Origin of the sequence: Mucilaginibacter sp. Bleaf8 (genome assembly GCF_018390515.1) — a bacterium.
Taxonomy (GTDB): Bacteria; Bacteroidota; Bacteroidia; order Sphingobacteriales; family Sphingobacteriaceae; genus Mucilaginibacter.
On record NZ_JAHBBK010000001.1, the window covers coordinates 240,950 to 266,605 of the forward strand.

Annotated in this window: 26 protein-coding genes; 9 read left to right on the forward strand and 17 right to left on the reverse strand. The window is 43.4% G+C overall.

The annotated features are described in order from the left end of the window. Positions 1 to 141: 141 nt before the first annotated feature. Positions 142 to 2,049, forward strand: coding sequence for a tetratricopeptide repeat-containing sensor histidine kinase (locus KHS38_RS00990; protein WP_213486169.1), 1,908 nt, complete (start codon positions 142 to 144; stop codon positions 2,047 to 2,049). Positions 2,050 to 2,116: 67 nt separating this feature from the next. Here the strand turns inward: KHS38_RS00990 and KHS38_RS00995 are convergent, their stop codons facing one another. From KHS38_RS00995 to KHS38_RS01010, 4 genes are read right to left on the reverse strand one after another with little or no spacing between them, the layout of a single operon-like run. After that, on the reverse strand, positions 2,117 to 3,382 hold the full coding sequence (locus tag KHS38_RS00995) for an aspartate kinase (protein WP_213486170.1): 1,266 nt from the start codon (positions 3,380 to 3,382) through the stop codon (positions 2,117 to 2,119). Beyond that, entirely contained in the window at positions 3,383 to 4,186 is an 804-nt protein-coding gene (locus tag KHS38_RS01000) for a DUF3298 and DUF4163 domain-containing protein (RefSeq protein WP_213486172.1), read from the reverse strand. Then, positions 4,176 to 4,658 (reverse strand): GNAT family N-acetyltransferase, encoded by a 483-nt coding sequence (locus KHS38_RS01005; RefSeq protein ID WP_213486174.1) that lies wholly within the window; start codon positions 4,656 to 4,658, stop codon positions 4,176 to 4,178. The genes KHS38_RS01000 and KHS38_RS01005 overlap by 11 nt, the downstream gene beginning before the upstream one ends. A 1-nt stretch (position 4,659) precedes the next feature. After that, positions 4,660 to 5,349: a YggS family pyridoxal phosphate-dependent enzyme gene (locus tag KHS38_RS01010; RefSeq protein WP_213486179.1), complete on the reverse strand. Its 690-nt coding sequence runs from the start codon at positions 5,347 to 5,349 to the stop codon at positions 4,660 to 4,662. Between the two features lie 44 nt (positions 5,350 to 5,393). On the opposite strand from KHS38_RS01010, the gene KHS38_RS01015 reads away from it, so the two are divergent. From KHS38_RS01015 to KHS38_RS01025, 3 genes are all read left to right on the forward strand, one after another. Next, complete coding sequence (locus KHS38_RS01015) at positions 5,394 to 5,771, forward strand: DUF4296 domain-containing protein (RefSeq protein ID WP_213486181.1); 378 nt, start codon at positions 5,394 to 5,396, stop codon at positions 5,769 to 5,771. Beyond that, complete coding sequence (locus KHS38_RS01020; protein ID WP_213486183.1) at positions 5,752 to 8,121, forward strand: endonuclease MutS2; 2,370 nt, start codon at positions 5,752 to 5,754, stop codon at positions 8,119 to 8,121. Before KHS38_RS01015 ends, KHS38_RS01020 begins: the two co-directional genes overlap by 20 nt. Before the next feature lie 362 nt (positions 8,122 to 8,483). Next, positions 8,484 to 9,566, forward strand: a complete 1,083-nt coding sequence (locus tag KHS38_RS01025; RefSeq protein WP_213486185.1) for an SGNH/GDSL hydrolase family protein — start codon at positions 8,484 to 8,486, stop codon at positions 9,564 to 9,566. Between the two features lie 63 nt (positions 9,567 to 9,629). Here KHS38_RS01025 and KHS38_RS01030 read toward each other — a convergent pair whose 3' ends face one another. From KHS38_RS01030 to KHS38_RS01045, 4 genes are all read right to left on the reverse strand, one after another. Next, positions 9,630 to 10,247, reverse strand: a complete 618-nt coding sequence (locus KHS38_RS01030; protein ID WP_213486192.1) for a hypothetical protein — start codon at positions 10,245 to 10,247, stop codon at positions 9,630 to 9,632. Between the two features lie 146 nt (positions 10,248 to 10,393). After that, complete coding sequence (locus tag KHS38_RS01035) at positions 10,394 to 11,029, reverse strand: uridine kinase family protein (RefSeq protein ID WP_213486194.1); 636 nt, start codon at positions 11,027 to 11,029, stop codon at positions 10,394 to 10,396. Further along, complete coding sequence (locus KHS38_RS01040) at positions 11,022 to 11,993, reverse strand: DPBB and LysM peptidoglycan-binding domain-containing protein (RefSeq protein ID WP_213486196.1); 972 nt, start codon at positions 11,991 to 11,993, stop codon at positions 11,022 to 11,024. The genes KHS38_RS01035 and KHS38_RS01040 overlap by 8 nt, the downstream gene beginning before the upstream one ends. A gap of 16 nt (positions 11,994 to 12,009) precedes the next feature. Continuing rightward, positions 12,010 to 12,768 carry a DUF4905 domain-containing protein gene (locus tag KHS38_RS01045; RefSeq protein ID WP_213486197.1) on the reverse strand — a complete coding sequence of 253 codons (759 nt, stop codon included), beginning with the start codon at positions 12,766 to 12,768 and terminating at the stop codon, positions 12,010 to 12,012. A gap of 107 nt (positions 12,769 to 12,875) precedes the next feature. Between KHS38_RS01045 and KHS38_RS01050 the strand changes: the two genes are divergently transcribed. Continuing rightward, the gene (locus tag KHS38_RS01050; RefSeq protein ID WP_213486198.1) at positions 12,876 to 13,355 is read left to right on the forward strand and encodes a Dps family protein; all 480 of its coding nucleotides are present in this window, start codon (positions 12,876 to 12,878) and stop codon (positions 13,353 to 13,355) included. A gap of 73 nt (positions 13,356 to 13,428) precedes the next feature. On the opposite strand, the gene KHS38_RS01055 is transcribed toward KHS38_RS01050, so the two are convergent. Next, the gene (locus KHS38_RS01055) at positions 13,429 to 14,889 is read right to left on the reverse strand and encodes an OmpP1/FadL family transporter (RefSeq protein WP_213486199.1); all 1,461 of its coding nucleotides are present in this window, start codon (positions 14,887 to 14,889) and stop codon (positions 13,429 to 13,431) included. Positions 14,890 to 14,909: 20 nt separating this feature from the next. Then, a complete protein-coding gene (locus KHS38_RS01060; RefSeq protein WP_213486200.1) occupies positions 14,910 to 15,776 on the reverse strand; it encodes a hypothetical protein in 867 nt (288 codons plus the stop codon). Between the two features lie 108 nt (positions 15,777 to 15,884). Here KHS38_RS01060 and proS point away from each other — a divergent pair, with 108 nt between their 5' ends. From proS to KHS38_RS01075, 3 genes are all read left to right on the forward strand, one after another. Then, positions 15,885 to 17,357, forward strand: coding sequence for a proline--tRNA ligase (gene proS, locus KHS38_RS01065; RefSeq protein ID WP_213486201.1), 1,473 nt, complete (start codon positions 15,885 to 15,887; stop codon positions 17,355 to 17,357). A gap of 79 nt (positions 17,358 to 17,436) precedes the next feature. Next, positions 17,437 to 18,576 (forward strand): cystathionine gamma-synthase, encoded by a 1,140-nt coding sequence (locus KHS38_RS01070; RefSeq protein WP_213486202.1) that lies wholly within the window; start codon positions 17,437 to 17,439, stop codon positions 18,574 to 18,576. 122 nt (positions 18,577 to 18,698) lie between these two features. Continuing rightward, positions 18,699 to 19,496 (forward strand): TIGR02757 family protein, encoded by a 798-nt coding sequence (locus KHS38_RS01075; protein ID WP_213486203.1) that lies wholly within the window; start codon positions 18,699 to 18,701, stop codon positions 19,494 to 19,496. Positions 19,497 to 19,725: 229 nt separating this feature from the next. Here the strand turns inward: KHS38_RS01075 and KHS38_RS01080 are convergent, their stop codons facing one another. The 5 genes from KHS38_RS01080 to KHS38_RS01100 form a co-directional block, all read right to left on the reverse strand. Continuing rightward, complete coding sequence (locus KHS38_RS01080) at positions 19,726 to 20,337, reverse strand: CDP-alcohol phosphatidyltransferase family protein (RefSeq protein WP_213486206.1); 612 nt, start codon at positions 20,335 to 20,337, stop codon at positions 19,726 to 19,728. Between the two features lie 100 nt (positions 20,338 to 20,437). Next, positions 20,438 to 21,283 (reverse strand): alpha/beta fold hydrolase, encoded by an 846-nt coding sequence (locus KHS38_RS01085; protein WP_213486208.1) that lies wholly within the window; start codon positions 21,281 to 21,283, stop codon positions 20,438 to 20,440. Positions 21,284 to 21,324: 41 nt separating this feature from the next. After that, the gene (locus KHS38_RS01090) at positions 21,325 to 22,380 is read right to left on the reverse strand and encodes a nucleoid-associated protein (RefSeq protein ID WP_213486210.1); all 1,056 of its coding nucleotides are present in this window, start codon (positions 22,378 to 22,380) and stop codon (positions 21,325 to 21,327) included. 67 nt (positions 22,381 to 22,447) lie between these two features. Continuing rightward, on the reverse strand, positions 22,448 to 22,807 hold the full coding sequence (locus KHS38_RS01095; protein ID WP_213486212.1) for a helix-turn-helix domain-containing protein: 360 nt from the start codon (positions 22,805 to 22,807) through the stop codon (positions 22,448 to 22,450). A 97-nt stretch (positions 22,808 to 22,904) separates the two neighbouring features. After that, positions 22,905 to 23,093: a hypothetical protein gene (locus tag KHS38_RS01100; RefSeq protein WP_213486214.1), complete on the reverse strand. Its 189-nt coding sequence runs from the start codon at positions 23,091 to 23,093 to the stop codon at positions 22,905 to 22,907. 168 nt (positions 23,094 to 23,261) lie between these two features. Between KHS38_RS01100 and KHS38_RS01105 the strand changes: the two genes are divergently transcribed. Further along, positions 23,262 to 23,834 carry a CAP domain-containing protein gene (locus tag KHS38_RS01105; RefSeq protein WP_213486215.1) on the forward strand — a complete coding sequence of 191 codons (573 nt, stop codon included), beginning with the start codon at positions 23,262 to 23,264 and terminating at the stop codon, positions 23,832 to 23,834. A 57-nt stretch (positions 23,835 to 23,891) separates the two neighbouring features. Here the strand turns inward: KHS38_RS01105 and KHS38_RS01110 are convergent, their stop codons facing one another. Both KHS38_RS01110 and KHS38_RS01115 read right to left on the reverse strand, forming a co-directional pair. After that, the gene (locus KHS38_RS01110) at positions 23,892 to 24,377 is read right to left on the reverse strand and encodes a hypothetical protein (protein WP_213486216.1); all 486 of its coding nucleotides are present in this window, start codon (positions 24,375 to 24,377) and stop codon (positions 23,892 to 23,894) included. Beyond that, positions 24,362 to 25,549, reverse strand: a complete 1,188-nt coding sequence (locus tag KHS38_RS01115; RefSeq protein WP_213486217.1) for a zinc-dependent alcohol dehydrogenase — start codon at positions 25,547 to 25,549, stop codon at positions 24,362 to 24,364. The genes KHS38_RS01110 and KHS38_RS01115 overlap by 16 nt, the downstream gene beginning before the upstream one ends. Between the last annotated feature and the right edge of the window lie 107 nt (positions 25,550 to 25,656).

A 25,656-nucleotide genomic window follows, 5' to 3' on the forward strand; every position in this document is an offset into this window, starting at 1 on the left:
TGCGGCTTTATAATTATAACTTCACGAACTTTTACAACGTATAACTTAATAAATAAAGCAAGCGCCTTGTCCCTGATGTTTCGGAGATTTTTTATAGCCGTTCTTTCCCTCCTTATTTGTCTGCCAGGCTGGTGCGCTACAATGTCTTCTTTTAACTATCCTCCCGATACGCTAAACCACAAGAAGCTTACTATTAAAGATTATGACCGGTTGATAAGCTACTACCGGTATTACAAGCCCGATTCTGCCGTTTACCTGGCTAAGCAAGGTATCATATTTTCGCGGCAATGCCGTAATGACAGTGGCGTAGCAGTAATGCTCAACCAACTGGGCATGATCGACGATAACTTTGGCCGTTTTGAAGAATCGCGCGATAAATATTTGCAGGCACTGGCTATTTACCAGCGGGCACACAACGTAAAAGGTATCAGTGTTGAAACTATTCGGCTGGGCGTGGTGGAGTTACGTAAGGGGAACTATGATAAGGCCATAGGCTATTTCCTGCATGCACTTAAAGTAAGCGAACAAGGAAAGAATGCAACCGGAAAGATGGAGGCCTATTTAACCTTGGCCGAGGGGTATATGGGCCAGCGTAAATACGATGTTGCGTTAACCTATCTGAATAAAGCAGAAGCATTGAACGAAACGTTGCCATTCTCTAACTTATCGCTCAATATCTATAATAACTATGGTGTAATTTATCGCGAAACCGGTGATTATCCACAGGCTATAGCTTATCTGCAAAAAGGGATTGGCTTAAGCACCTTACCCCAGTATCAGGGTCTTAATATTACGTTAACCAATAATTTGGCAAAGGTATACAGTAAGTTAGGAGACAGAAATAGGAGCATTGATCTCCAAGAAGCAGCTTTGGCCAAGGCACGCAAAATCCACAACTATTTGCGTGAGCTGCAAACGCTTACCGGGCTGGCCGATACGTATAGCAAGCTCAATCCGACAAAGGCAATCGCTTATTTAAAACAAGCCCAAGAACTGGTAAAAGAAAAAGGATCGCGCAAGCAGGAGATGGAGGTGCTCAATGATTTAGCTGCTATATACAAAGCGCAAAAGAATTACCTGGATGCGCTTATGGCCAAAGAGCAGGAGCATACCATAGCTGATAGCTTTTACTATCAGCATATGTCAAGACAGATAACCAGCTTACAATCAGCGTATGAACTACAGCGTTCTGAAGCTAAAGTTAAAGAGCTGAAGCTGATTAACAGTCGTGATGAACTACAGCGAAACCTGATTTTACTGGTTACGGTTAGTTGCCTGGTGATATTGATCATTGTGTGCTTGTCACTGTATCGCAGTAACAAATTGAATAAGCTTTTGAATTCAGCAAACGTTAGTTTGAAGGAATCCAACACCGTTAAGGATAAGCTGTTTTCGGTATTGGCACATGATTTACGCGCGCCCTTTGCATCGATTATTGATATGCTTTATTTTATTAACGACGATGATATAACTGATGAAGAACGTAGCGGTATGATTGATAAGCTGGCTCTAACCAGCAGCGCCTCTCTCGAGACGCTTAATATGCTGCTGCGCTGGGGACAGATGCAAATTAAGGGTGTGAAAGTTAACCCGGATAAGGTAAAACCCCAGATGGTATTTGAACGAAGCCTGGCATTATTGTCTTCCGCTGCCGAGAAAAAGCAGATAAATATTCAGGAGCAGATTCCGGCAGGCACAAAACTGTTAACAGACCCCGATCATTTTGAATTTGTAATACGCAACCTGCTGTCTAATGCCATTAAGTTTACGCCAACGGGCGGCACTATTACCGTGGGATGTGAAGTGCAAGTTAATAACAAGCTGGAATTTTGGGTTAGCGATACCGGCGTTGGAATTGCGCCGGAGCGTATGACCAACTTGTTCAACATAACCAGTGTAAGTACCCCCGGCACGAATAATGAAACAGGTACCGCACTTGGCTTGGTTATGTGTAAGGAGTTTGTTGAAGCTAACGATGGAAGCATTTGGGTAGAGAGTGAACTGGGTAAGGGATCGGTGTTTAAATTTACCTTGCCTTACAGAATTTAATAAGAAAGGCACATTGTTTATCAATGTGCCTTTCTTATTGACTTTATATATCACTCACATGGTGAAACTATAGAGCTTTATTTAATACTACCTGCGCTGTATTACGGCTTAATTGTTCCAAAAGAATAGTGTGTCCTTGTGTAACTTCATCTAACGCGGCCGATTGATAATGCCTCAAGGTAACCAGCTTTAAGTTATTGTTATACTTATAGTTATAATTTAAACTTAAAGGTTCAACCAAGCTCTTAAAGCGCTCCTCATCGTAATCAAAACAAACAGATAGGCTTAGGGCCGATGTTTGTACCACATTGACCTTGATATGGTTTTCGGCAAACAGCCGGTATACATCGCTCAGGTGGTTCTCATTAATGAATGAATAGTCTTTTGCCGAGATAGAGAGCAACACCTGATTGTCTTTTACAATTACAATAGCTTTTTCAAATTGCTGCTTACCCATAGCTTTAATCACCGTACCCGGCGCATCCGGGTCATTAAATGATTTTACACACAACGGTATATTTGCGTTCTGCAGCGGTTTAATGGTTTTGGGGTGAATAACGCTTGCTCCGTAATAGGTCATTTCAATAGCTTCGGTATACGATAATTCTTCGAACTTAACCGTATCATTGAACAGCTTAGGATCTGCATTCAATATACCCGGAACATCTTTCCAGGCAGTAACCGATTCCGCTTGCAGGCACGATGCAAAAATAGAAGCGGTATAATCCGAACCCTCACGTCCAAGTGTCGTCGTGAAGTTTTCTGATGTGCCACCTAAAAAACCCTGCGTTACCACGATGTTATTGGCCAACATGCTGGGGATATCCTGCTGTATTGATTGCTTTGTTTTGCTCCAGTCAACCAACCCTTCGCGGTAAGTATTGTCGGTATGTATATACCCGCGTACATCCAGCCACTGGCTTTTAGCGCCTGCCTTATTTAGGTAAGCATTTACAATACGGGTAGACAATAATTCGCCGATAGAAACCAGCTGGTCGTAAATAAAGTCGTAGCTATCCTGCGGTTCGTCTTCCAGCATCCAGTCAATCTCCACAAATGTGTTGGCTACTTCGTCAAAAACCACATCGCCGTTATCAAAAAGCTCGTGAAGAATTTGATAGTGGTATGCTTTAACGTCTTCGTAAATTTCATTTACATCGTCAGCTTGCGTATAATAAGCTTTAGTCAACTTTTCAAGCGCATTGGTAGTTTTACCCATGGCGGATACAACGATCAGCAACTGCTCGTTTTTATATCTGCTTACTATCTGTGCCAGGTTGGCTACACCTGCTGCATCCTTAACTGATGCCCCTCCGAATTTAAAAACCAGCATTTATTTAGTATATCGGGCTAAAACTGTATTAGGTTGAATAATGGATTTGATCTGCTCATATGGTATCTCCACAGTTGTCACATCTGCAGCATTCGGCTTGATTTCTCCGCGGTTGTAGAAAAACTTAAGACCGATAGGCGTGATCAAAAAGTTGTTGTTCAGGCTAAACTTACCATTAGCAAAGAAGTAATCATTGCTAAGCGTAGCGGTTGGCGTTAAGTTTTCCTGCTTTCTGAAAATTTTTTCAGCGGCAGTAGTTAGTGTTGTTTCGTAACCTGGTTTTAGAATATCAGCAAGTGTGATTTTTTTACGTGCCTGCGTGTTCCAGTTTAAATAGGTGGTTCGCGAGGTACCATGTGCGCCACCCATATATTCATAACCGCTAAATTCTACACCCAGCAGGCTCGAATCCTGTACCACAATATTGGCTTGGGTTGTTAATTCAAACTTGCCTTTCCAATCAGGATTACTTTTCTTATAGACCTTATAATCTTCCAAATAATACCATGTTAAACGCTGCAGGCCAGCAGCACCCTTTGCTCTGTCAAAATGCGTTGCTACGTTTACCATAATACTATCATTTAGCAACGGCTGGCCTTCAAACTTGGGATACTTGAATTCTGCCGTGGTGCAACTGCTGTCTGGTTTGGTTCCGCAATCGTCAGCTTTGCTTTTCACGTTCAAATACTGGTAAGTAAGGGTATCTGACCAGATATCGGCACGCGGCGTTTTGGCTTTGTTATTAAAACAAGAGCTCAGTCCGGCAAATGCTAACCCAAGCAAGGGCAAATATTTATTTCTCATAGCTTTGATGTTCTAACAATTGTTCTTTGGATAGCGAAGCGTTTAGCCAGCCCGTGTCAATCAATGCGTTGTATTTTCGGTAAAAGTTGAGCGCAGGCTGGTTCCAATCCAGCACCTGCCACACCATGCCGCTAAAGCCCATTTCCTGCGCTTCCTGAATCAGGCGGTCAAACAGTTGCTTACCAATGCCACGGCCACGCATACCTTCGGTTACAATTAAGTCTTCGAGGTATAAACGGCTGCCTTTCCAGGTGGAGTAACGCACATAGTATAAAGCAAAGCCTACAATAAAGTTATCTACTTCGGCAACAAACGCCTTCCAAACAGGTTGATGGCCAAAACCGGCGTCTTCAAATTCCTGCAAAGTTACCGTAACTTCTTGCGGGGCCTTTTCATATAGCGCCAGCTCGTGTATCAGGTCGAGCAGGCGGGGGCAGTCTTCTTTTTTTGCTAATCTTAAATGTACCTGCATATCAATTATTTTTCCAGTGCTTTATTACCCGCTCGCCAAAAATAGTGCTACCCACACGAATCATGGTGCTGCCTTGTTCAATGGCTATCTTGTAGTCGGATGACATACCCATAGAAAGCGTATCAAAATCATCGTCATTCTTGAAATAGCTTTGGCTCAAGCCGTCAAAAAAGCTGTCCAATTCATAAAACTCTTCTTTGATCTGTTTTTCGTTATCCGTATTGGTAGCAATACCCATTAAACCGCGTATACGTACATTCTTTAATGCCGCAAATTCTTCCGAACGCACCAGTTCAATCACTTCATCAAAACCTAAACCGAACTTGGTTTCCTCATCGGCAATATAAACTTCCAGCAGGCAGTCAATAATGCGGTTATGTTTTAGAGCATGCTTGTTAATCTCCTGCAAAACTTTCAGACTATCAACCGACTGGATCATGCTGATAAACGGTGCTATGTATTTTACCTTGTTGGTTTGCAGGTGCCCAATCAGGTGCCATTCAATATCTTTGGGCAGTTGTTCATACTTTTCAACCAGTTCCTGAACCTGGTTTTCGCCAAATGCACGTAACCCGGCATCGTAAGCGGTTTGTATATCCTCAACCGGCTTGGTTTTAGATACGGCAACCAGCGTTACATTAATTCCGTCCATCTCGCTTTTAAGGCGTTTAATATTATCGGTAATGCTCATTTATGCGTAATTTTGCAGTCTAATTAAAGTCGCTAAATTACAGAATGCGTATATATATCATCTTGTTTTTTTTAGCTCCGGTTATTTTGCTTTCCTGTAAAGGAAACGAAACACCGCCGGGCATACTCGACAAGGAGCAAATGGCCGCCCTACTGGTAGACGTACATACCATTGACGGTGCATTGGCTACAGTGCCGCAGTTTCCGGATACCTTATACAAATATGGTATGGGCAAATATTTAAATGTGTTTAAACAACATCATACCGATAGCGCTCAATTTAAAAAGAGCTTTAAATATTACGTCAACAAACCCGATCAGCTTGATGCTGTTTATGATGATGTGATTAACCGGTTAAACCAAAAAACTGATTCCGTTAACAAAGTAGTATCTAAAGTGCCTAATGCTGTACCCGCAAAATAGTGCCGATAAACTGGGCTTTAATGAAGTTAAGGAACTTATTAAAGCGCATTGCCTGAGCACCATGGGCCAACAGATGGTGGATAAGATACAGGTAATGAATAATTTTGACCAGATACATAAGTTTCTGAGTCAGGCCCAAGAGTTTAAGAACATTCTGCTTAATGATGCCGCGCTGCCCATTAATAACTTTTTTGATATTAAAACGCTCGCGAACAAGGCACGCATAGAAGGTGCTTTTTTATCTGAGGATGAATTTTTCCAGATACAAACATCGCTGGCAACGGTATTTGCCGTTATTGGTTATTTCAATGAGCGTGAGGGGCAGTATCCAAATCTGGAAGCGTTGTTCGAGCACTTACCTATCGAAAAAGCAATCTTAAAAAAGATCGATCAGGTAATTGATCAGAAAGGGAAGATAAGGCCTAATGCTTCGCGCGATTTGATGGAGATTACATCAGGCATTGCCAAAGCAGAGCAGGATGCCCGCCGCAAGATAGACCAGATTTTTAAAAGTGCCACCTCGAACGGGTGGACTGCCGACGGAACCCTTACCGTGCGCGATGGTCGTTTATGTATTCCGTTACTGGCCGAAAATAAAAGAAAGCTAAAGGGGTTTATCCATGATGAATCGGCAACCGGGCAAACGGTGTATATGGAGCCGGAGGAGGTGTTCAGCCTGAATAACCGCATCCGCGATCTGGAATTTGAACGCCGTCGGGAAATCGTACGGATACTCACCCAGCTTACGGATGAGCTACGGCCATACGTGCCACTGCTGCTCTCGTATCACGGCTTGCTTACCAAGCTTGATTTTGTGCGGGCAAAAGCGCTTTTTGCTATTGACATTGAGGCCGATATGCCGCAAGTAGTTAATGAAGCGCGTATCAGGCTGATCAATGCCCGCCATCCGTTGCTGTTTCTGAGTTTCAAGAAAGAACAAAAAACGGTGGTGCCTTTAAACATGCAGATTGAGGAGCACACGCGCATTATCACTGTATCGGGTCCCAACGCTGGCGGTAAATCTGTTTGTATGAAAACCGTTGGTTTGCTGCAAATGATGGTACAGGCCGGCTTGCTGATACCGGCAGACGAGCATAGTACCGCAGGTGTATTTAAGCAGATTTTTGTGGATATAGGTGATGATCAGTCCATTGAAAGTGACTTGAGTACCTATAGTGCTCACTTGTCAAAAATGAGGCACTTTGTTGAGAATGCCAACGGCAAAACGCTGATTCTGATTGATGAGTTTGGTACCGGTACCGACCCGCAGTTTGGCGGTCCTATTGCCGAGGCTGTGCTGGAGGCGTTAAATCACAAAAAGGTGAGGGGCATGGTAACTACGCACTACTCCAACCTAAAAGTATTTTCAAGCAATACAGAAGGCATCGAAAATGCATCGATGCTTTTTGATAACGTACAGATGAAGCCGCTTTACCAACTGGACATTGGTAAGCCAGGCAGCTCTTATGCTTTTGAAATTGCGCAAAAAATTGGTTTACCACAAAATGTGCTGAATCTGGCCAAAAATAAAATTGGCACCAACCAGAAAAAGGTAGATACACTGTTGGTAGATCTGGAGCGCGATAAAAAAGAAATTTATGATTCAAAAGTTAAGCTCGACCGTCAACAGAAGCGCTTGAACGATTTGCTGGCCGAAAATGAGAAGCTGAAAGCCTATTTGGAAGAAAACCAGAAAGCCCTGATACGTGATGCAAAGCAACAGGCTAAAGACATCATAACCAATGCCAATAAACTGGTTGAAAATACAATTGCTGAAATTAAGAGCAACCAGGCCGATAAGGAGAAAACCCGTGCACTGCGTGAAAATTTGTCTCGCGAAGCGGAAAAGAATACAGTGAAAACGCAGAGTGCAGCACCTAAGCCATCGTCTGACAGTGAAGAGCTTAAAGCCGGCGACTGGGTGAAACTAACTGATTCGGATACTACAGGGCAAGTAATGGAGATAGCCAAGGATAATGTAATTATTGCCATAGGCGATTTACGTACCGTTGCCAAGCGCAAGCGCGTACAAAAAATATCCCGTAAGGACGTACCGAAGGATATACGCCGCTCATTCAGCTCCTCATCAACATCTGATTTAGCTGGCTTTAGTCCCGAAATTGATGTACGTGGTATGCGTGGTGAAGATGCCCTGCATGCTATTGAAAAGCTGATTGACCGGGCACTGATGATGAGCTTCGGAACGCTCAAAATTATTCATGGCAAAGGCGATGGCATTTTGCGGAAGCTTATACGTGCCTATTTGAAAAAGTATGATCAGGTGAGCCGTATGGAAGATGAGCATCCAGACAGGGGAGGTGATGGTATCACTTATGTATACCTTAAATAAACTTTTTAAGTTATTACTTTCAAGGCCTTATGCTACAATTGTATGAGGCCTTTTTTTATAGATAATGGGAGACTACCGTTCAGGACATTTTTTGCAGCGTTTACCTTTTTGGTACTTTTTGCAGCATTTTTTGTTTACACAATCCAACTGAAAGCTGAATGTCTTTAATATCTGTAGCTCCTGTGCGGAGTATTCGGTAGCATTATTTGTCATCACTTCACTGATTCAATTTCTACGCAAAGGTAATTTATAATAAATCTAAATAAAAGGGTTGTTAATAAATAAATCAGCCAATAATGCTTTTACACCTTGTTGCATCAGCGATTGTTGTTATTTTTAGCTTACACCAATTAAACCAGGCTTTGAAAAAAGTAATTTACCCCTTGTTATTGATTATAGGTACACAGGTATCCAGCTGGGCACAATCTATCCAGATAAAAAGTAATGACAGCCGTATACATTACATGGGTAGAATAGCGATGCAGGATAGTGCAGCCCAATTGTCATGGCCGGGTACCAGCGTTAAAATCAATTTTACAGGTACAGGTGTTAAGGCATTGCTAAAAGATGAGGGCGATCAGAACTTTTACAACGTTATTGTTGATGGCAAAGTTACGGCTAAGCTGCATCCCACATTACAAAAGCAGCAGTATACATTAGCAACTGATTTGCCTGCCGGCAAGCATACCCTTGAATTGTTTAAGCGCACCGAATGGGATAAGGGTAAAACCTGGTTTTACGGTTTTAACATAGAGGGTAAAAAAGCGGCAGTATTAAAAGCACCTGTAACCAAAAAGCGAAAAATAGAATTTTTTGGTAATTCTATCACGTGCGGCTATGCTGTGGAAGACAGTTCGGGTAAAGATAGGGGATCAGGTCCGTACGAGAATAACTATATTAGCTACGCTGCCATCACCGCACGTCATTTTGATGCGGAATATTACTGCACCGCCAAAAGTGGCATCGGTATGATGGTAAGCTGGTTTCCGCTCATCATGCCCGAAATGTATAATCGCCTGGATGCCACAGATGCCAGAAGTAAGTGGGATTTTAGTAAATATACACCCGATGTAGTGGTGATCAACGTCTTTCAAAACGACTCCTGGCTTGTAAAGCAACCTAACCACGAGCAGTTCAAAGCCCGGTTCGGTACTACAGCTCCCGATTCGGCTTACATCGTAAAGGCGTATCAGCGCTTTGTACAAATAATCCGCAAAACCTATCCTAAAGCACATATCATATGCGCCTTAGGTAATATGGATGCCACCCGGGAAGGAGCGCCATGGCCCGGTTATGTATCACAAGCGGTTAAGAACATAAATGACGCTAAAATTTATACCCTGTTCTTCCCATACAAAAACACCGGGGGGCATCCGAATGCGAAAGAACAGCAGGCCATGGCCAATGATTTGATTGCCTTTATTGATAAGAAGATCAAGTGGTGAGATATCCGAAAATAACGGCGGTTGTTTAATAAAAAAGCGCCTTATTATGCAAGGCGCTTTTTTTTATTGATTTTCCGGGCTGTTGCTGCCATAGTCTGGCGTGCCGGCATCGTCTTCTGGTTTGTAATAAGCCTTACCTTCGGTATCCGAATCGTCCTGGCCTACTTTTTGGCGGTCACCGTCACTATCGACAGTACCTTCCTGGTATTGTTCGCTGTTTGAATCGGCGCTATGATCGCCTGATGGGGCATCAACGCCACCTACTTTTTGCTGATCCGGCTCTTCACGGTAGCCTGGAACTTCTTCTTTTCCTTCGTTCACGTCTGGTTCTCCTTCTTGGTTTGCTGGTTTAAAATTATTGTTTTCAGGATGCTCTTGCAGCGGCTCGGTACGTTTAAAATAGTCGTTACTGTAGCCTGCATTGCGCGATGGGTTAGCTAAATCATCACCCGAACGGTTTTCTACACTCTCACCGTGTTTTTGGCCGCCCATACCATGGCTTTCAAATCCGGGCTGATCCGGATTGGCATCATGGCTGTCGCCAAATATATAAGAGCGTTTTAAATCGCCTTCATCCAAATTATCATCGTCTTCTACCTTATAGCCACCGGCCGGTGCTTCAGCACTTTGCTCGGTGTGATGCGGGTAGTCTTTTGTTGGTTCATCATCATAGGGTTCCATAGGATTTTGCAATTAGATGTATAACTAATTAAGGAATGAGCACCCAAATTTGTTTTTATAGTTACGAAGTTTAACCGGCTGGTATCAACAAAAAAGCGCTGATGCATTGTTGCATCAGCGCCTTCATTAGCTATGTATCATAATACTTAGCTTAATACTTTTTCACGTAACTCGTCCGATATATCATCTGTTACTTTAATAATATCTTCGGGCGTGTTGGTGTTGTTAATTACAATCTTGTGACAGCTATCTTTGTAAGGGAGCAAAAACTCTTGGTAAGCCGGAACAACATGGTTTTCCCATTTGTACATCACGTCTTCATTAGAGTAGCCACGCTCTTCCAAATCGCGTTTAAGGCGGCGTTCCAAAGCAACGTTTTCATGCGTATCAATGAAAATTTTCATATCCAATTGCTCCGCAATTTTATGGAAGTGGAAAATAAACAAGCCTTCAACAATCAAGATAGGAGCTGGTTTGATTTCCATTATCTTGGGTACGGCATGGGGGTTGTTGAAGGTATATTCCTTTTTGTAAATGGTTTTATAATTTACCAGGCTTTCAATATCGGCCTCAAAATGCTCATGATCGATGGTGTTGGGTAAATCAAAATTGTAAAGTTTATTTTCTTCGGGTGTCATGTTATCCGCCACCGGAAAATAGTAGTCATCCTGCGATACCAAACACACTTCATCAGCACTGAAGTGTTCCAAAAAACATTTCAAAAAGAAAGTTTTACCAGAACCGCTTCCGCCGGCAACGCCAATAATATAAGGTTTATTCATTCGATACACCGTAGCTGATAGTTACACGAAAACGTTTATCTAAAGCCCCCAGCGCATCGGCTGTATTTTTAGTCATCACGATAACAACATCTTTAGTCATTTCGTTTTCCGTAAACCGGCCTACAACTTTGGCAAAGGTAGTACGGTTAGTCATGGGGTTGGTAATTTTTATTACGGTGCCTACGGGTGCCGTGCGGTGTAATACCAGTTTCTTGTTAGGGTCTAAACCGGCTTCATCCATAAACGTTGCCACGCCATTTTCGTTACGTTCGGTTAGGCCATAACGGTTGGCCGGCAAGCGGCGTGCTACGGATGCGCTGTCTGAGTCGACTGTGGTACTATCCCGTTTAGAACTTGGAATTTCCGGCGATGAAACGGGTGGCATATTAGCTTGAACTGGCGTCGGCGTAGCGGCAGGTTGTTGTACTGGATTTTGTTGCTGTGCTGCGGGCGCTGCCGATCTGATCTTAATGATTTGGCCGGGAGAAAGGCTGCTGGATCTCAGATTATTAAAACTCATAATCTCTTCAACCCTCACATTAAAGCGGCGCGATATAGCGTACAGCGTTTCACCTGCTGATACTTTATACTCCGTAACCGTATTATCATTGTTTTGTGCAGGCTGGTTACCTGCAATGCTATTGTTATTCTGATTACGTGCGGATGGAGTAATACTGGTATTAACGGCCTGCGGAGCTGCACTCACAAACGGCTGGTTGGTAGGTACTTTAATAATTTGGCCTACACGCAGCGACGCGTTGTTGTTGAATTGTATAATTACGTTAGGTGCAACATTATAGCGGCGACCAATAGCGTAATAGTTGTCTTTAGGTTCCAGCTTATGCAATATTACTTTTTTACCATCCTGGTTTTCAATACCGATGGAGTCGGTAAGTGAGTTGGCCAATACGGATGTAGATATTACACAGAGCGGAACGGCAAACAGTAAGTTCTTTAATTTCATACGAAAACTTAAACAGTTACAAATTTAATACCTGTATTTCTGATTTCTCTTTCAGATAGATCAGCTGATTTTGGTATAACACAAACGCCTCGGGCTGCAACTTTTGTATGTTCGTATTCAATATATCTTCAAAAATTATCTGGTCACCTTCTGTTATAAACAAGTACTGTTTTAACTGACCTGCCCAAAGCGCGTGCAAAGATACAATTCTTACACTATTGTATTCCAGATAATGTACTTTGTTGCTATAGCTTTCTACCGGTAAGGCAGGTAAGTTGGGCGGGAGAGGAATAATTTGCGGAACAAGAATTTGATTATCAAAATCATTATCAAGCGCCGGCTCATAAGCTCGTTTTAAAACACCGGTTCTTATATCGGCCAGATAGTATTTGGTTGGCTGCAGGCGGCTGTCATAAAATATGGGACCGTTTGCGCTTAAATGATTAAACGTGTAATTGAAATTATTCCACAACAGGTTACTTGTTTTTGCATCAATAGCGGCCAACCCTTTATGCGATGGACTTACTGCTGATTCGTAGAAGTGCAGCAGCAAAACGCCGTCATAAGCAGTTTCAATTCCGGTTAGCCAACGTTCGTCTACCGTGTGGTTTTTAAAATAGGTTTTACCATCGCGCAAGCCAATTGCTGCAAAAGTTACCGTACGGTTTTCCACGTGGCGTATTTCGGCAAAAAGTGTATGGCTAACGGCATCTATTTCCATCCGCCAAACCTGACCTTCAAAGTGTTCGGCAACCAGTAGTTTCAATGAGCTCATCACGGATAAATATAACCTTTTTGATTGTTGTGTAAAATATTAGCTTTGCTGAAACACTTAATTATACATAGTGTTGAGACTGTAGACAAATTACAAATATATTTACCATGGACGCTAAAGAAATAAGCCTTAACGAAGTTGAAGTAAAACCCGTTGTTGACCATTTGAATGAACTATTGGCCAATTACCATATTCATTATCAAAAAATAAGAGGTTGCCACTGGAATATCAAAGGTTCAAACTTTTTTACCCTGCATGCTAAGTTTGAGGAGTTGTACACTACTGCTGTACAAACTATCGACGATCTTGCTGAACGTATTTTAACCTTAGGCAAACCGCCATACAGCACTTATGCTGATTATATTGAAATATCCAAAATCAAAGAGATTAATACCATTGGTCGCCAGGATACCGACCTGGTTAAAGCGCTGATTGAGGATATGGCTACTTTGATTGAAATGGAACGTGAAATTTTGGAAATTTCTGCGGAAGCTGGTGATGACGGTACCAATGATATGGTAAACGGCTTTATGCAATATAAAGAGAAAAACACCTGGATGCTGCGTTCATTCGTTAACGAAGACTAATTGAACAGTTTCTCAACGTATAAAAAAGCCCGCTTATGAATTAAGCGGGCTTTTTTTATATACAATTTCTGGATTAGAATCGCAGACCAACAGTTAAGAATGCATTGTTACTGTTAGTTTTTAATGCTGCCACAGGTGAAAATTGTGGGCCTATGGAGTAAGGCGTTACGTTTTGCGTACCGCTGTTGTGCATATACGTGGCATCAATATAATAGGAACCAAAGCGGTAACCTAAACCACCCGATACAGATTTAATATCTTTGCCGTCGTTTTTTAACGGTGAGCCTTGTATGCCGTAACCGCCACGCAAATAAAAGCTGCTGGTTACCCGTGCCTCGGCGCCAACGCGGGCATTTACCGCAGTGCCATAAAGCTTGCGGATGTCATTATTGTCATCTGTTACATCAAAATCGGGACTGGAGAGCCTTGTGGTCGAGTAGTTAAGGTACTCCACATCGCCGGTAATGAAACCATATTTTTTAATGAATATAGCTAAACCTCCTGCAACTTTAAATGGTGTTCTTAAATCGTAAGAGGCATTGTAGGTATCGCCGTTTCTGCCTGATGGCTGGCCGCTTGCTTCATAGGTCGTATTTAAATATTCTTCCGTAACATCCGAAACATTGTACCAAGTAGGCGTGGTCACGGTAGCGCCAAATCTTACGGCCTCCACCGGTTTATAAATAAAGCCTGCACGGATATTGAAGCCGGTACCAGTTGTTACTTGATTTCGGCCATAGGTGGTATTGTAGCTAAAGTCCGCAAGTGTTGCATTATCTTCTGTAAAGGCGTTGGTTGAATTGTAGCGCAAATCGGTAACATCAAATCCTAAACCTAAATACAGTTTATTACTGTAGTTAGCACCCATAGAAAAGCTGTATGCTGTTTGGCCGCCTTCCGTTCTGGTGTTACTATTTTGTAAAGCTTTGTATTTAGCATTGGATTCGTATTGATCTTGTGGCTGATTGTATCGAATTAGTCCCTGACCAGCAGCCCAACCTTCCAGATAACCATCCAAGCTGTAATTGTTATCCAATGCTTGGTTAGCCAGGCTGGTGTAATAGTCGGTTATAGAGCTTTTATCATTTAGACCACCGTAAAAAGAGTTTTGATAGAAGTTGTTTGTGCGGTTGTAAGATGCACCCCAGTTTACACTCAGCCAACCTTTGCTTTTATCCTCGCCACGCGGGGAATTGATGCGAGAGTAAAATACAACCGAAGCATTATTAAAGTTGAGCTGGTTACTTTTACCTGTACTGCTTTGGCCATAATAGTTACCCGTTACCTTGGTGCTGTTAAATTCTGGCGTAATGCTTAACTCTGACCGAGTAAAGAAACCCAAGCCAGCCGGGTTGCCACTCACCGAGCTCAAATCACCGCCTACTGCCATTTGGGCATTACCAATAGCTTTAATGCGGGAGGTAGAACCGGTTTGGAAAGTAGAAAAGCGGATAGCGTCTTGTGAGTATTGTGCAAAACTTGTTTTGGTAATGGCTACTGTAGCCATTACCAATAAGTAATATTTGATTTTCATTTAGTTGAATGCGAAAGTAATTATGGTCTTGAAGGACGGCCGCCACCTCTGCTGCCACCGCCACCTGATGACATACCGCCGCCGCCGAAGCTTGAGCCAGTACTGCGCGGCTGGTAAGTAGGGCGGCCCATATCCTCACGCTGCGGGCGTGAAGGTGGTACGTAATTGCCATTGCTTCCATTTCTTGGCGTTGTTCTGCGGCCGTAGTTGCCTGAACCATTGCTGTAAACAGCTCTGCCGGGGTAGTTCATGGTGTTTGGATAAGCGCCATTGTAACCAGTTGCCGGACGGGATAGTCTGGTGGCTGATCCATAGCTGGTGCCTGCTATGCCTGGACCGCGGTATGGTCTTGGGTTTGCTGCTCTACCATAGGCCGAATAAACACCCCAGTAAGGATAGCCGCCACCGTAGCCTAAGCCATAGCCAGTACCCCAGTAGGAGTAAGGTGAATAGCCATAATAACCGTATCCGAACGGCGAAAAGCCGCCATAGTAAGAGCCGTAACCATAGCCCAGACCTACGCCTAAGCCCCAGCCGCCGCCGTAATAAGGGCTGCCATAACCGTAAGCGCCATAAGCATACGGACTGTAACCGTAATAAAAGTCATCATAATAGCCGAAAGGCGATGTGTAACCGAATCGGTTGATGCGAGATGAATAGCTATCATAATAATAGTACTCGTCATCATCATTTGCCATTTCATCGGCATTAACATAGCGATCTTCGCTGATTGGCATGCGGTAATCTGGTTGATCACCCGCTTTAGCCTCGCTGAAGTAAACGTCATCATCCGCTTTTTTACCGGATGCCAGCTGACTTGGGGTTGAACAGGAAGCCAGTGCAAGTGCACTGCAAAGTATAACTCCCTTAAGTATAGTAGTTTTCATGGATCCTATGAAGAGTTAAAAGTAAAAGTTCAAATAACGTATAAATTTATAAATTTGGGCGTAATTTTATTAATACAATAGTCAAAATCTATTCCACAAATTTTTAGTATGAGCAAGGGGATTATCAGTAAAGACGAAGATTATTCGCAATGGTTTAATGACCTGGTTATAAAAGCTGATCTGGCCGAGTATTCACCGGTTAGAGGCTGCATGATTATTAAACCTTACGGCTATTCTATCTGGGAAAAAATACAGGCCGTGCTGGACAAAATGTTTAAAGACACCGGTCACAGCAATGCTTATTTCCCGTTATTCATACCAAAATCTTTCTTCTCAAAAGAAGCAAGCCATGTGGATGGTTTTGCTAAGGAATGTGCTGTGGTAACACATTACCGCTTGAAGAACGATGGCGAAGGTAATATTATTGTGGATGAGGATGCGAAATTAGAGGAAGAATTGATTGTTCGCCCAACTTCCGAAACTATTATCTGGAATACCTATAAAGGCTGGATACAATCATACCGCGACTTACCTATTCTGGTTAACCAGTGGGCTAACGTTGTACGCTGGGAAATGCGCACAAGGTTGTTTTTGCGTACCAGTGAATTTTTATGGCAGGAAGGCCATACAGCACATGCCACTGCCGAAGAAGCTGTAGCAGAAACTGAACAGATGCTGGAGGTTTATGCAAACTTTGCCGAAAACTGGCTGGCTGTACCCGTAGTAAAAGGTAAAAAAACATCTAACGAACGTTTCGCCGGTGCGTTAGATACCTATTGTATTGAAGCGTTAATGCAAGATGGTAAAGCATTACAAGCGGGCACTTCACACTTTTTGGGGCAAAACTTTGCAAAAGCATTTGATGTGAAATTTACCAGCAAAGAAGGTAAGCAGGATTATGTTTGGGCTACCTCATGGGGCGTGTCTACCCGTTTAATGGGTGCGCTTATCATGGCACATTCTGATGATGCAGGTTTGGTTTTACCGCCAATGCTGGCACCTATACAAGTGGTAGTTGTGCCTATTTATAAGCACGATGAGGAGCTGCAAAATATCACAGCTTATGTTGATGGCTTAAGTAAAGAACTTAAAGCAAAAGGCATTTCCGTAAAATTTGACAACCGCGATACCCAGCGTCCGGGTTTCAAATTTGCAGAGTACGAGTTGAAAGGTGTGCCATTACGTGTGGCTATTGGTAGCCGCGATATGCAAAACGGAACAGTTGAGCTGGCTCGCCGTGATACTAAAACCAAAGAAACCGTACAGCAAGCCGGCTTGGTTGATCATATCGAAAAGTTATTAGAAGAAATTCAGCAAAACATCTTCACCAAAGCGTTGACTTTCCGCGAAGAAAATACCACGAAGGTAGATGATTACGAAGAATTTAAACGTTTGCTGGACGAAAAACCAGGTTTCCTGTTAGCCCATTGGGATGGTACGCCCGAAACAGAGCAGCGCATAAAAGAGGAAACCAAAGCTACCATTCGTTGTATACCATTAAATAACGAACAGGAAGAAGGCAAGTGTATCCTTACCGGTAACCCGTCTACCCAGAGGGTGTTATTTGCTAGGGCATACTAATACTGTTGTAGGTTGTAAGTTGCGTATCGGACAACGGTACGCAACTTACAACCTACAACTCATAACTTACAACTGAACTATGAAATTCGCAACTAAAGCCATACATGCAGGGCAGGAGCCTGACCCGAGCACCGGCGCCGTAATGACGCCGATATATCAAACATCAACCTATTGGCAAAAAGCGCCGGGCGATAACCAGGGTTATGAGTACTCACGTGGTACCAACCCAACCCGCAAGGCTTTGGAAGATTGTTTGGCCGCTTTAGAAAATGCAAGGTTTGGCCTGGCATTTTCCAGTGGTATGGGCGCAACCGATGCCGTAATGAAATTGCTGAAACCCGGTGATGAGGTAATTACTGGTAATGATTTATACGGTGGTTCATACCGTATCTTCACCAAGATATTTGCGAACTATGGCATCAAGTTCCATTTTTTGAACCTACACGAGCCGGAAATCATCAATGAATATGTAAATGAAAACACCAAAATGGTTTGGATTGAAACACCCACCAACCCAACCATGCAGGTAGTAGATATACAAGCCATTTCATCAATTGCCAAAGCCAGGAACCTTACACTGGTGGTTGATAACACCTTCGCATCCCCATATTTACAAAACCCAATGGATATGGGTGCCGATATTGTGATGCACTCTGTTACCAAATACATTGGTGGCCACTCCGATGTTGTGATGGGGGCGTTAATGATGAGCGATGAAGATTTGTACAAGCGTTTGTGGTTCATATACAACTCCTGCGGTGCCACACCAGGACCTATGGATAGCTTTTTGGTGCTTCGGGGTATTAAAACCCTGCACTTGCGAATGAAAGCGCACTGCGAGAATGGTCGCCAGGTGGCTGAGTTTTTAAAAGATCATCCCAAAGTCGAACGTATTTTTTGGCCGGGGTTTACCGATCATCCTAACCACCATATTGCCGCTAAACAAATGCGCGATTTTGGCGGGATGATCTCCATTGTATTAAAGGATGCCGATCTGCAGGAAACCTTCCGCATTGCTTCCAACTTTAAGGTGTTTACGCTGGCCGAGTCATTGGGCGGTGTGGAGTCTCTGATCAATCACCCGGCTACCATGACCCATGCTTCCATCCCGAAAGAGACGCGCGAAGCTGCCGGCGTAGTAGATAACCTGTTGCGTTTAAGCGTTGGGGTGGAGGATATTGAGGACCTTTTGGAAGACCTGAAAAACGCCTTGGCGTAAATATATAGATAGAGCCGAGAGCTAAGAACCAAGAGCCAAGAATTAATGGGGCATTGTCAGCTTCGAATACTTGGCTCTTGGTTCTTAGCTCTTGTTTCAAAATTGATTCTATACTCTTTAACATGGTTACCGACATTAAAGGCTTCCTCGACGCCAAAGTTGCCCAATACAATCAGCCTGCATTTATTGAAACTGATCCGATTGTTATCCCGCATCAGTTTACTTCAAAGCAGGATATCGAGATCATGGGATTTTGGGCTGCTGTGTTAGCCTGGGGCCAGCGGGTAACCATCATAAAAAAGTGCCGGGAATTGATTGCTTTAATGGATGGCGCTCCCTATGATTTTATCATGAATCATGAAGAGCCCGACTTGAAAAAACTGCTGCAATTCAAGCACCGTACGTTTAACGATATCGATACCCTGTACTTCATCACCTTCTTTAGATATCATTATGAACGGTTTGACAGCTTAGAGGATGCCTTTTTGTCCCCTTTAGGGGGCTGGGGGGCTGAACTGGCCTTGAACCACTTTCGGCAATATTTCTTTTCACTGCCCGATTATCCGCACCGTACTAAAAAACACATTTCATCACCATCACAAAAATCTACCTGCAAACGCCTGAATATGTTTTTGCGCTGGATGGTGCGTAAGGATAACGCAGGTGTAGATTTTGGCATTTGGAACAGGCTGCAGCAGGCTGATCTGATTTGCCCGTGCGACCTGCACGTTGACCGTATAGCTCGCAAACTTAAACTCATTACTCGCAGGCAAACCGACTGGCTAACCGCCGTAGAACTAACCGAACACCTGCGCGACTTTGATCCGCTTGACCCGGTTAAGTACGACTTTGCTTTGTTTGGACTAGGAATTGAGGAGCGATGGGGATTAGATACAATACTCCCGTCTGTTATTAGGTAACAGGTGTTCCACTTTTAAAGTGGTACAAAGCGGAACAAACCGGTACACTCCGGAACAGGTGGTACACTTTGGTACACCTAAAACGACGTTTACAGCGCGCAGAAGGCGTTCAAAATAAGTGGTACACTTTGGAACACCCGGAACAGTTTGGTACAGGTATTTATACTTGTGACACGATCTTGTCTGTACTTTCATGACTTCTGTTATCCAAGTATTCAAACTTGCTACATTAACAGTTAAGTAATTTATATCGCTTAATAGGCCGGTTGTTTCTGAGTAGATAAGCATGATATACGGTAGGGATATCATGTGTCCACTGTTTGATGATGAATACCATGCAGATAATTTCCAGTCGGGATATTATACCCAGATAAAAACAGATCTGAAAAAGTATGGTAGCGTTACCGGTTGCTATAACTTGTATCAAAGTGGCACATAAAACCAGCGTCCAAAGCTTGGATGCTAATGCTTGTGTGGCAACTTCTTTTTGGAAACGTACAAGGCTAATGAGGTAGCAGGTTATTTCTGCGCCGATTAAAAGCATCAGATACAACCAGTGCTGTTTAAAAAACAACGGATATATAATGAAGCTGGCTATTACAATAGCAACCCAAAATATCTGATCAACGTGCGAGTCGAGCCTGCGCAAGTTGCGGGCAGATACCTGTAGCCTGCGGGTTATAATGCCGTCATAGATATCGCTTACCAAGCCGGCAATAATTAAAGTATTGATAAACCACCGGGACCCATCAAATTGTATTATAGCAGCCGCAAGTATCAAACCGGCAAAAGCCAGGCGCAGGTATATGGAGTATAAGGGAAGCTTTTTTACTAAGTTCATGCGCAATGAGTTGATGTGCTTTTATAAGTTATACAATGTAACCTTTAAATACTGCATAAACTAATATTCAATATTATATAATTTATAGTAGCCCTTAACATCATCCTTTCACAAATCCCCATATCAGTTGATTAATTTCATTCGGTTTTTCGTGATGCAGCCAGTGGGTAGCATCATTCAGCATTACTAATTTGCCGTTGGTGCATTGTGCTACACTTTGTGATGCCATTTCGGCGCTTAAAGTAGCGTCTTTTTTACCCCAGATGATTAAGGTAGGTACGGTTACTTTTGGATAGCTTTTCAGTGCATCCTGCTTAAACGCCCGGTACCAGTTAATCATGGCAGTTAAGGCGTACGGCTGCCGCCATGCGCTGCGATATTGTTGCAAGTCCTCACGGCTAAAGGTGCCACGGTTGGATGTTTTGAGCAAGCTATTTTTTAGGAAACGGAAATTGAATATCCGGCATAACAGTTCGGGCAGTAGCGGTACCTGAAAAAACGCCGCATACCAGCTTTTAAGCATTTGCCTCGGATTGCGTTTTAAGTTATCGAGCATTACCTGTAGGTGCGGCATGTTCAGGATAATTAGTTTTTTCACAACCGCAGGGTGTTGCATGGCCAATGCCCAGGCAACGCCGCCGCCCCAATCATGCGCAACCACAATCACACCATCGGAAGAAATTTGGTTGATAAGACCAACAACATCGGCCACCAGGTGGTCTATTACGTAAGCTTTTTTTCCTTTGGGTTTGCTGCTCAGGTTATATCCGCGCAGGTCGGGTGCACAAACCCGGAAGCCTTTTTGAACAAAAAAGGGGAGTTGCTCATGCCAGGCATAACTAAATTCCGGGAACCCGTGTAAAAACAGAATAGTTTCCTGTGCGTCGTCACCATCTGTTAAGGCATGCAGCCTTATTCCATTCACCTCATAATACACACTCTGCATACTAAATAAATAGTTTGGCAGAGCTTATTGTTTGTGATAAATTACTGCTCTTCTCTAAAATATACTTTATAGTAGTTCATGGATTTGTCTTCATCAAAGCCTTTCTGAATGAGGTCTTTATCGCCATGAATATAAATATGGAAGTTACGATCCAGTTTTAACACACTTTTATAAACCCGAGCCTGCTTTTTAACGGCATTATCTGATATCGAAAAGCTATCGGGAATTACCGTATCAAATTCCTCTTCGTATTGCTGCTTGTAATTTTTAAACGATTCGGCGGCCTGGTCGTTTCCCAAAACCTCGCCGGTAAACTCGTCTATCTCAAAAGTTTCCTTTTCTTTAAAGTACTTCATTGAGCGGTTTAGCAAGTCAATTTTGTCGGCCTTGCTCATCTCAAACTCATCGTCGAGCTTTTGGGTTACAAAGTTTTTGTAAACGCTCAGGGTAGTGTTGGTTTGGTTAAAGTTGTCATTACGTACTTTAACCTGCAAAAACTCGTCCTTCCAGTACGCGGCTTCCTGGCTGCGGTTGGTTTGGTCAAGCGCTACCACCTTGTAGCCATCTTCTTTCTGGGTATTAAAAATCAGGCAGCCTTTATCCAGCTTATTGATGTTAATGGCGTTCTCTTCGTAATCAACCTCAAAACCACCATCCTGCGGATAAACTTTCAAAAAGGTCTCTTTGGTCTCTGATTTGAATATGCCTATGGCATCCAGCATTTCGCCCTCCAGCTGCACCTGGTTAAACAGCGTAATGTATACTTCGCCCGGTTTAATTTTAGGGTGACTGGAAACACTGTACAGATACTTAGCTATTTGCTGCGACACGTCATGAAAGCGCTCATTATCATCAAACACTTCCGTACAAAAATGAAATATCTCGTTCAGATTGGTATCGCCGCTCACGTGCATCAGGTGGTACACTTCGTTCGTTTTCTCAAACGGCGTCAAAAAATACTGCATCAACAGCTTCGGGATAATCTCATCTTTAAGTGAAAGTGGTGCATCCGATAGGGCATACATTTCATTCTGTAGCGGATTACCTACGTGGTGTACCGATATTGTGTTGAGTGAGGCGTCGAAAAAGGTTACCATAATTTAAGCCAGCAAAGAAACAAATAATTTTGCGTGCAATGGCAGGGCCTGGTCAGCTTTTCTTTTCTCAGGCTTGTTGTGGTTGGTGCTCTTTTGGTTCGCGCAGATCGTTTAGTTGAATTTCATAGGCGCGCATTCGGGCATGTAAAATATCTACCTCGGTGCGTAGCATCTGTATTTCGGTTATCAGTTTGGGCGAATCCGATTTGTTGATTTTGCGGTCGCCGGTACCCAATATCAACCATTCAGGCGAGTACTTTAACTGGAAGCAAAGTTTGCGTATCAGGTAATAGCTTATTTCCTGCTTTCTGTTGATTACTTTACTGATGAAGCCTTGGTCAACTTCAATAGCCTTGGCCAGGCCTAACTGGCCGCCATGCTCTTTCACGATTACTTTCAGCCTCTTAATTATAGCATCATCAGACATAAGGCAGCACTTATTTTATGCAATAATAGCTATAATCGGTAAAAAACAAACAGCCGCAATAAATATTGCGGCTGCCTGGTTATAAAGTCAAATTATTTTATCTGTTACCAAACTGGTTATTTCTAACCGGCACTTTCACTGCTTGTAGCTGTGTTGCCTTTTGCTTTAACAACGGCAATACATCTTTATTTTGGCGCATCAGTTCGTTTACATTGCCTTGTTGTTTGCTTACATATACGGCAATAGCCAATATAAAAATTAAGCCGATAATTAAGTATGCGATCATGATAGTCTGTTTTTAATATCTATACGCAAAAAGTTCGCATATAGTTTATCATTCCTGAAAAAATGTGCAAACCTACCTCGTTATGACAATTTTCGGACTGCCGCATGAAATTTGATTAAACATTATGTGCAATTCACAGTCTTTGGATAAAGTAAGAAAGAAGAACAGATGAACAAGAAATGGATATTGTGTTGTATACTGTTGCTTGGTGCAGCTTATATAGCGGGTGCGCAGGAGTGGGGTAGCAAAGACCAATTTAAAGATGAATTTCTATCGCGTATTAACCGCGTACGCGCCCGTGGGTGCAATTGTGGCAGCACTTATATGCCGCCGGCAGCACCGCTGGTATGGAACGATGACTTGGAACAGGCAGCCAACGCCCATGCCAAAGACATGGCCCGGAACGATTATTTTAGTCATACCAGCCAGGATGGCCGCACCATTAGCGATCGTATCATGAAAGCCGGTTATACATACAATGGTTATAAAAGCTTCGCCGTAGGTGAAAACATTGCACGCGGGCAACTTAGTATTGCAGAGGTATCAAATGGCTGGTTCAAGAGTGTAGGCCACTGTAAAAACCTGATGAACCCGGATTTTAGAGAGATTGGTATCGCTGAAAATAAAACCTACTGGGTGCAGGATTTTGGCGGACGCATAGCATTTTCGGATAAGGAAAAAAGCTTGATTAAAAGCGGGCGTTTAATTATAAAACGCAGTCGTGGCAGCAGCCATGAATAAATAGGTACACAAAAAAAGCCGGCTATTTGCTACTGCAATTAGCCGGCCCATCATCATCTACTTCCTGCGCAACCAGGTAATTGCTGCTGCGGTTACAAACGCAGTTACAAATACCTTTTGCGCCAAGCCCTTTGGATTGTGTTTTAATTCGGCTTTCCAGCCTTTTTCGGCCAGTATGTTAGGTATATGCCCGCGTTTAAAGTCGTCAAAAATACCCTCCACTACATTTACACGGTCGGCCAGTAAGAGCGGCAGCCAGTGCCCGTAGCTCGATTCACTATACTTAAATGCATAGCGGCGTATAGCACCACTTAAACCCGAAGGCGGTGCTACCGTACCAAACACGGCGGTAACGTTAGGGCGCTCGTTAGAGTGCAATACCTCAACGGTTACCGGTTGTAGCTCAGGCCTTACCCAGTTAATGCGGTTATGGTCATCGCCGGTGTATTTTTTCATTGGATGCGTAGGCTCATTGGTCGGGTCGGCATCCACACCCCAGCCTTTTATATGCGAATAGTCGTTTTCGTTTACTGAATTTTCCATGATGTTTGTCCTCCTTTGTTAAAAACTGCAGTTGGTGGAATCAGAATTGGTTTGATACAGTTATCCAGCTTTGCCGAAAAAATGTGATAAGCATCGGCCACTTCTTCCAGCGGAATGCGGTGGGTGATGATGCCTTTCGGATCAAGTCGACCGGCTTGTATGTGTTCAATCAACCTCGGCAGCAAACGTTTTACTGATGCCTGGTTAGCACGGATGGTAATACCCTTATTTACCACGTTACCAATTGGTACCAGGTTATCGGTAGGGCCATAAACGCCAACTATGGATACGATGCCGCCTTTTTTAACAGAATTGATTGCCCAATGCAATGCAGTAGCCGAACCGGCCTGCAGCATCATTTTGCGGCCGGTAATAGTTTGCATAGCGCTTCCGGCAGCATCGCCGCCTACCGCATCAATACACACATCGGCACCAAACCAATCGGTTGTTTTTTTGATGAACAAAACCGGATCTTCCAGTGAGCGGAAGTTATAGGCCTCACACTGTGCATAGTTGCGGGCAAATTCCAGGCGGTATTCCAGGTGATCGATAATAATTACGCGGCCTGCGCCAAATAACCAGGCGCATTTTGCGGCCATTATACCAACCGGACCAGCACCAAACACAACTACGGTGTCGCCTTTTTTGATACCGCCCATTTCGGCAGCCTGATAACCCGTTGGTACCACGTCGGTTAAAAGCACCGCATCGTCTGGGTCCATATCAGCCGGGATAATGGTAGGGCCAACATCAGCATATGGTACGCGCACATATTCGGCCTGGCCGCCATCAAAGCCACCGGCAGTATGCGAATAGCCGAATATACCACCTACAGCCGTAGCTTGTGGGTTCGATTCATGACAGTTGCCATATAATTCCTGCTTACAAAATGCGCACTGGCCGCAGGCAATGTTAAAAGGCACCAATACGTTATCGCCAACCTTCAGCTTGGTAACCGAAGGGCCAATCTCTTCAACAATACCAATGAACTCATGGCCGAAGGTTGTGCCTACACGTGTGTCTGGCACCAAACCATGATACAGGTGTAAATCTGAACCACAAATGCAAGAACGTGTTACACGTACTATGGCGTCATTAGGATGCAGAATTTCGGGATAAGGTTTTTGGTCGGCACGGACCCTGAACGGGCCCCGGTAATTCATTGCTAACATAATGGTGTATTATTAATTTAAGTTTTTAACCGTATGTTTATTTAATATCACCAACAGCCTGTTTACCATAAAGTTTTACTTCCCGATCCCTTTTAAACTATAGCGTT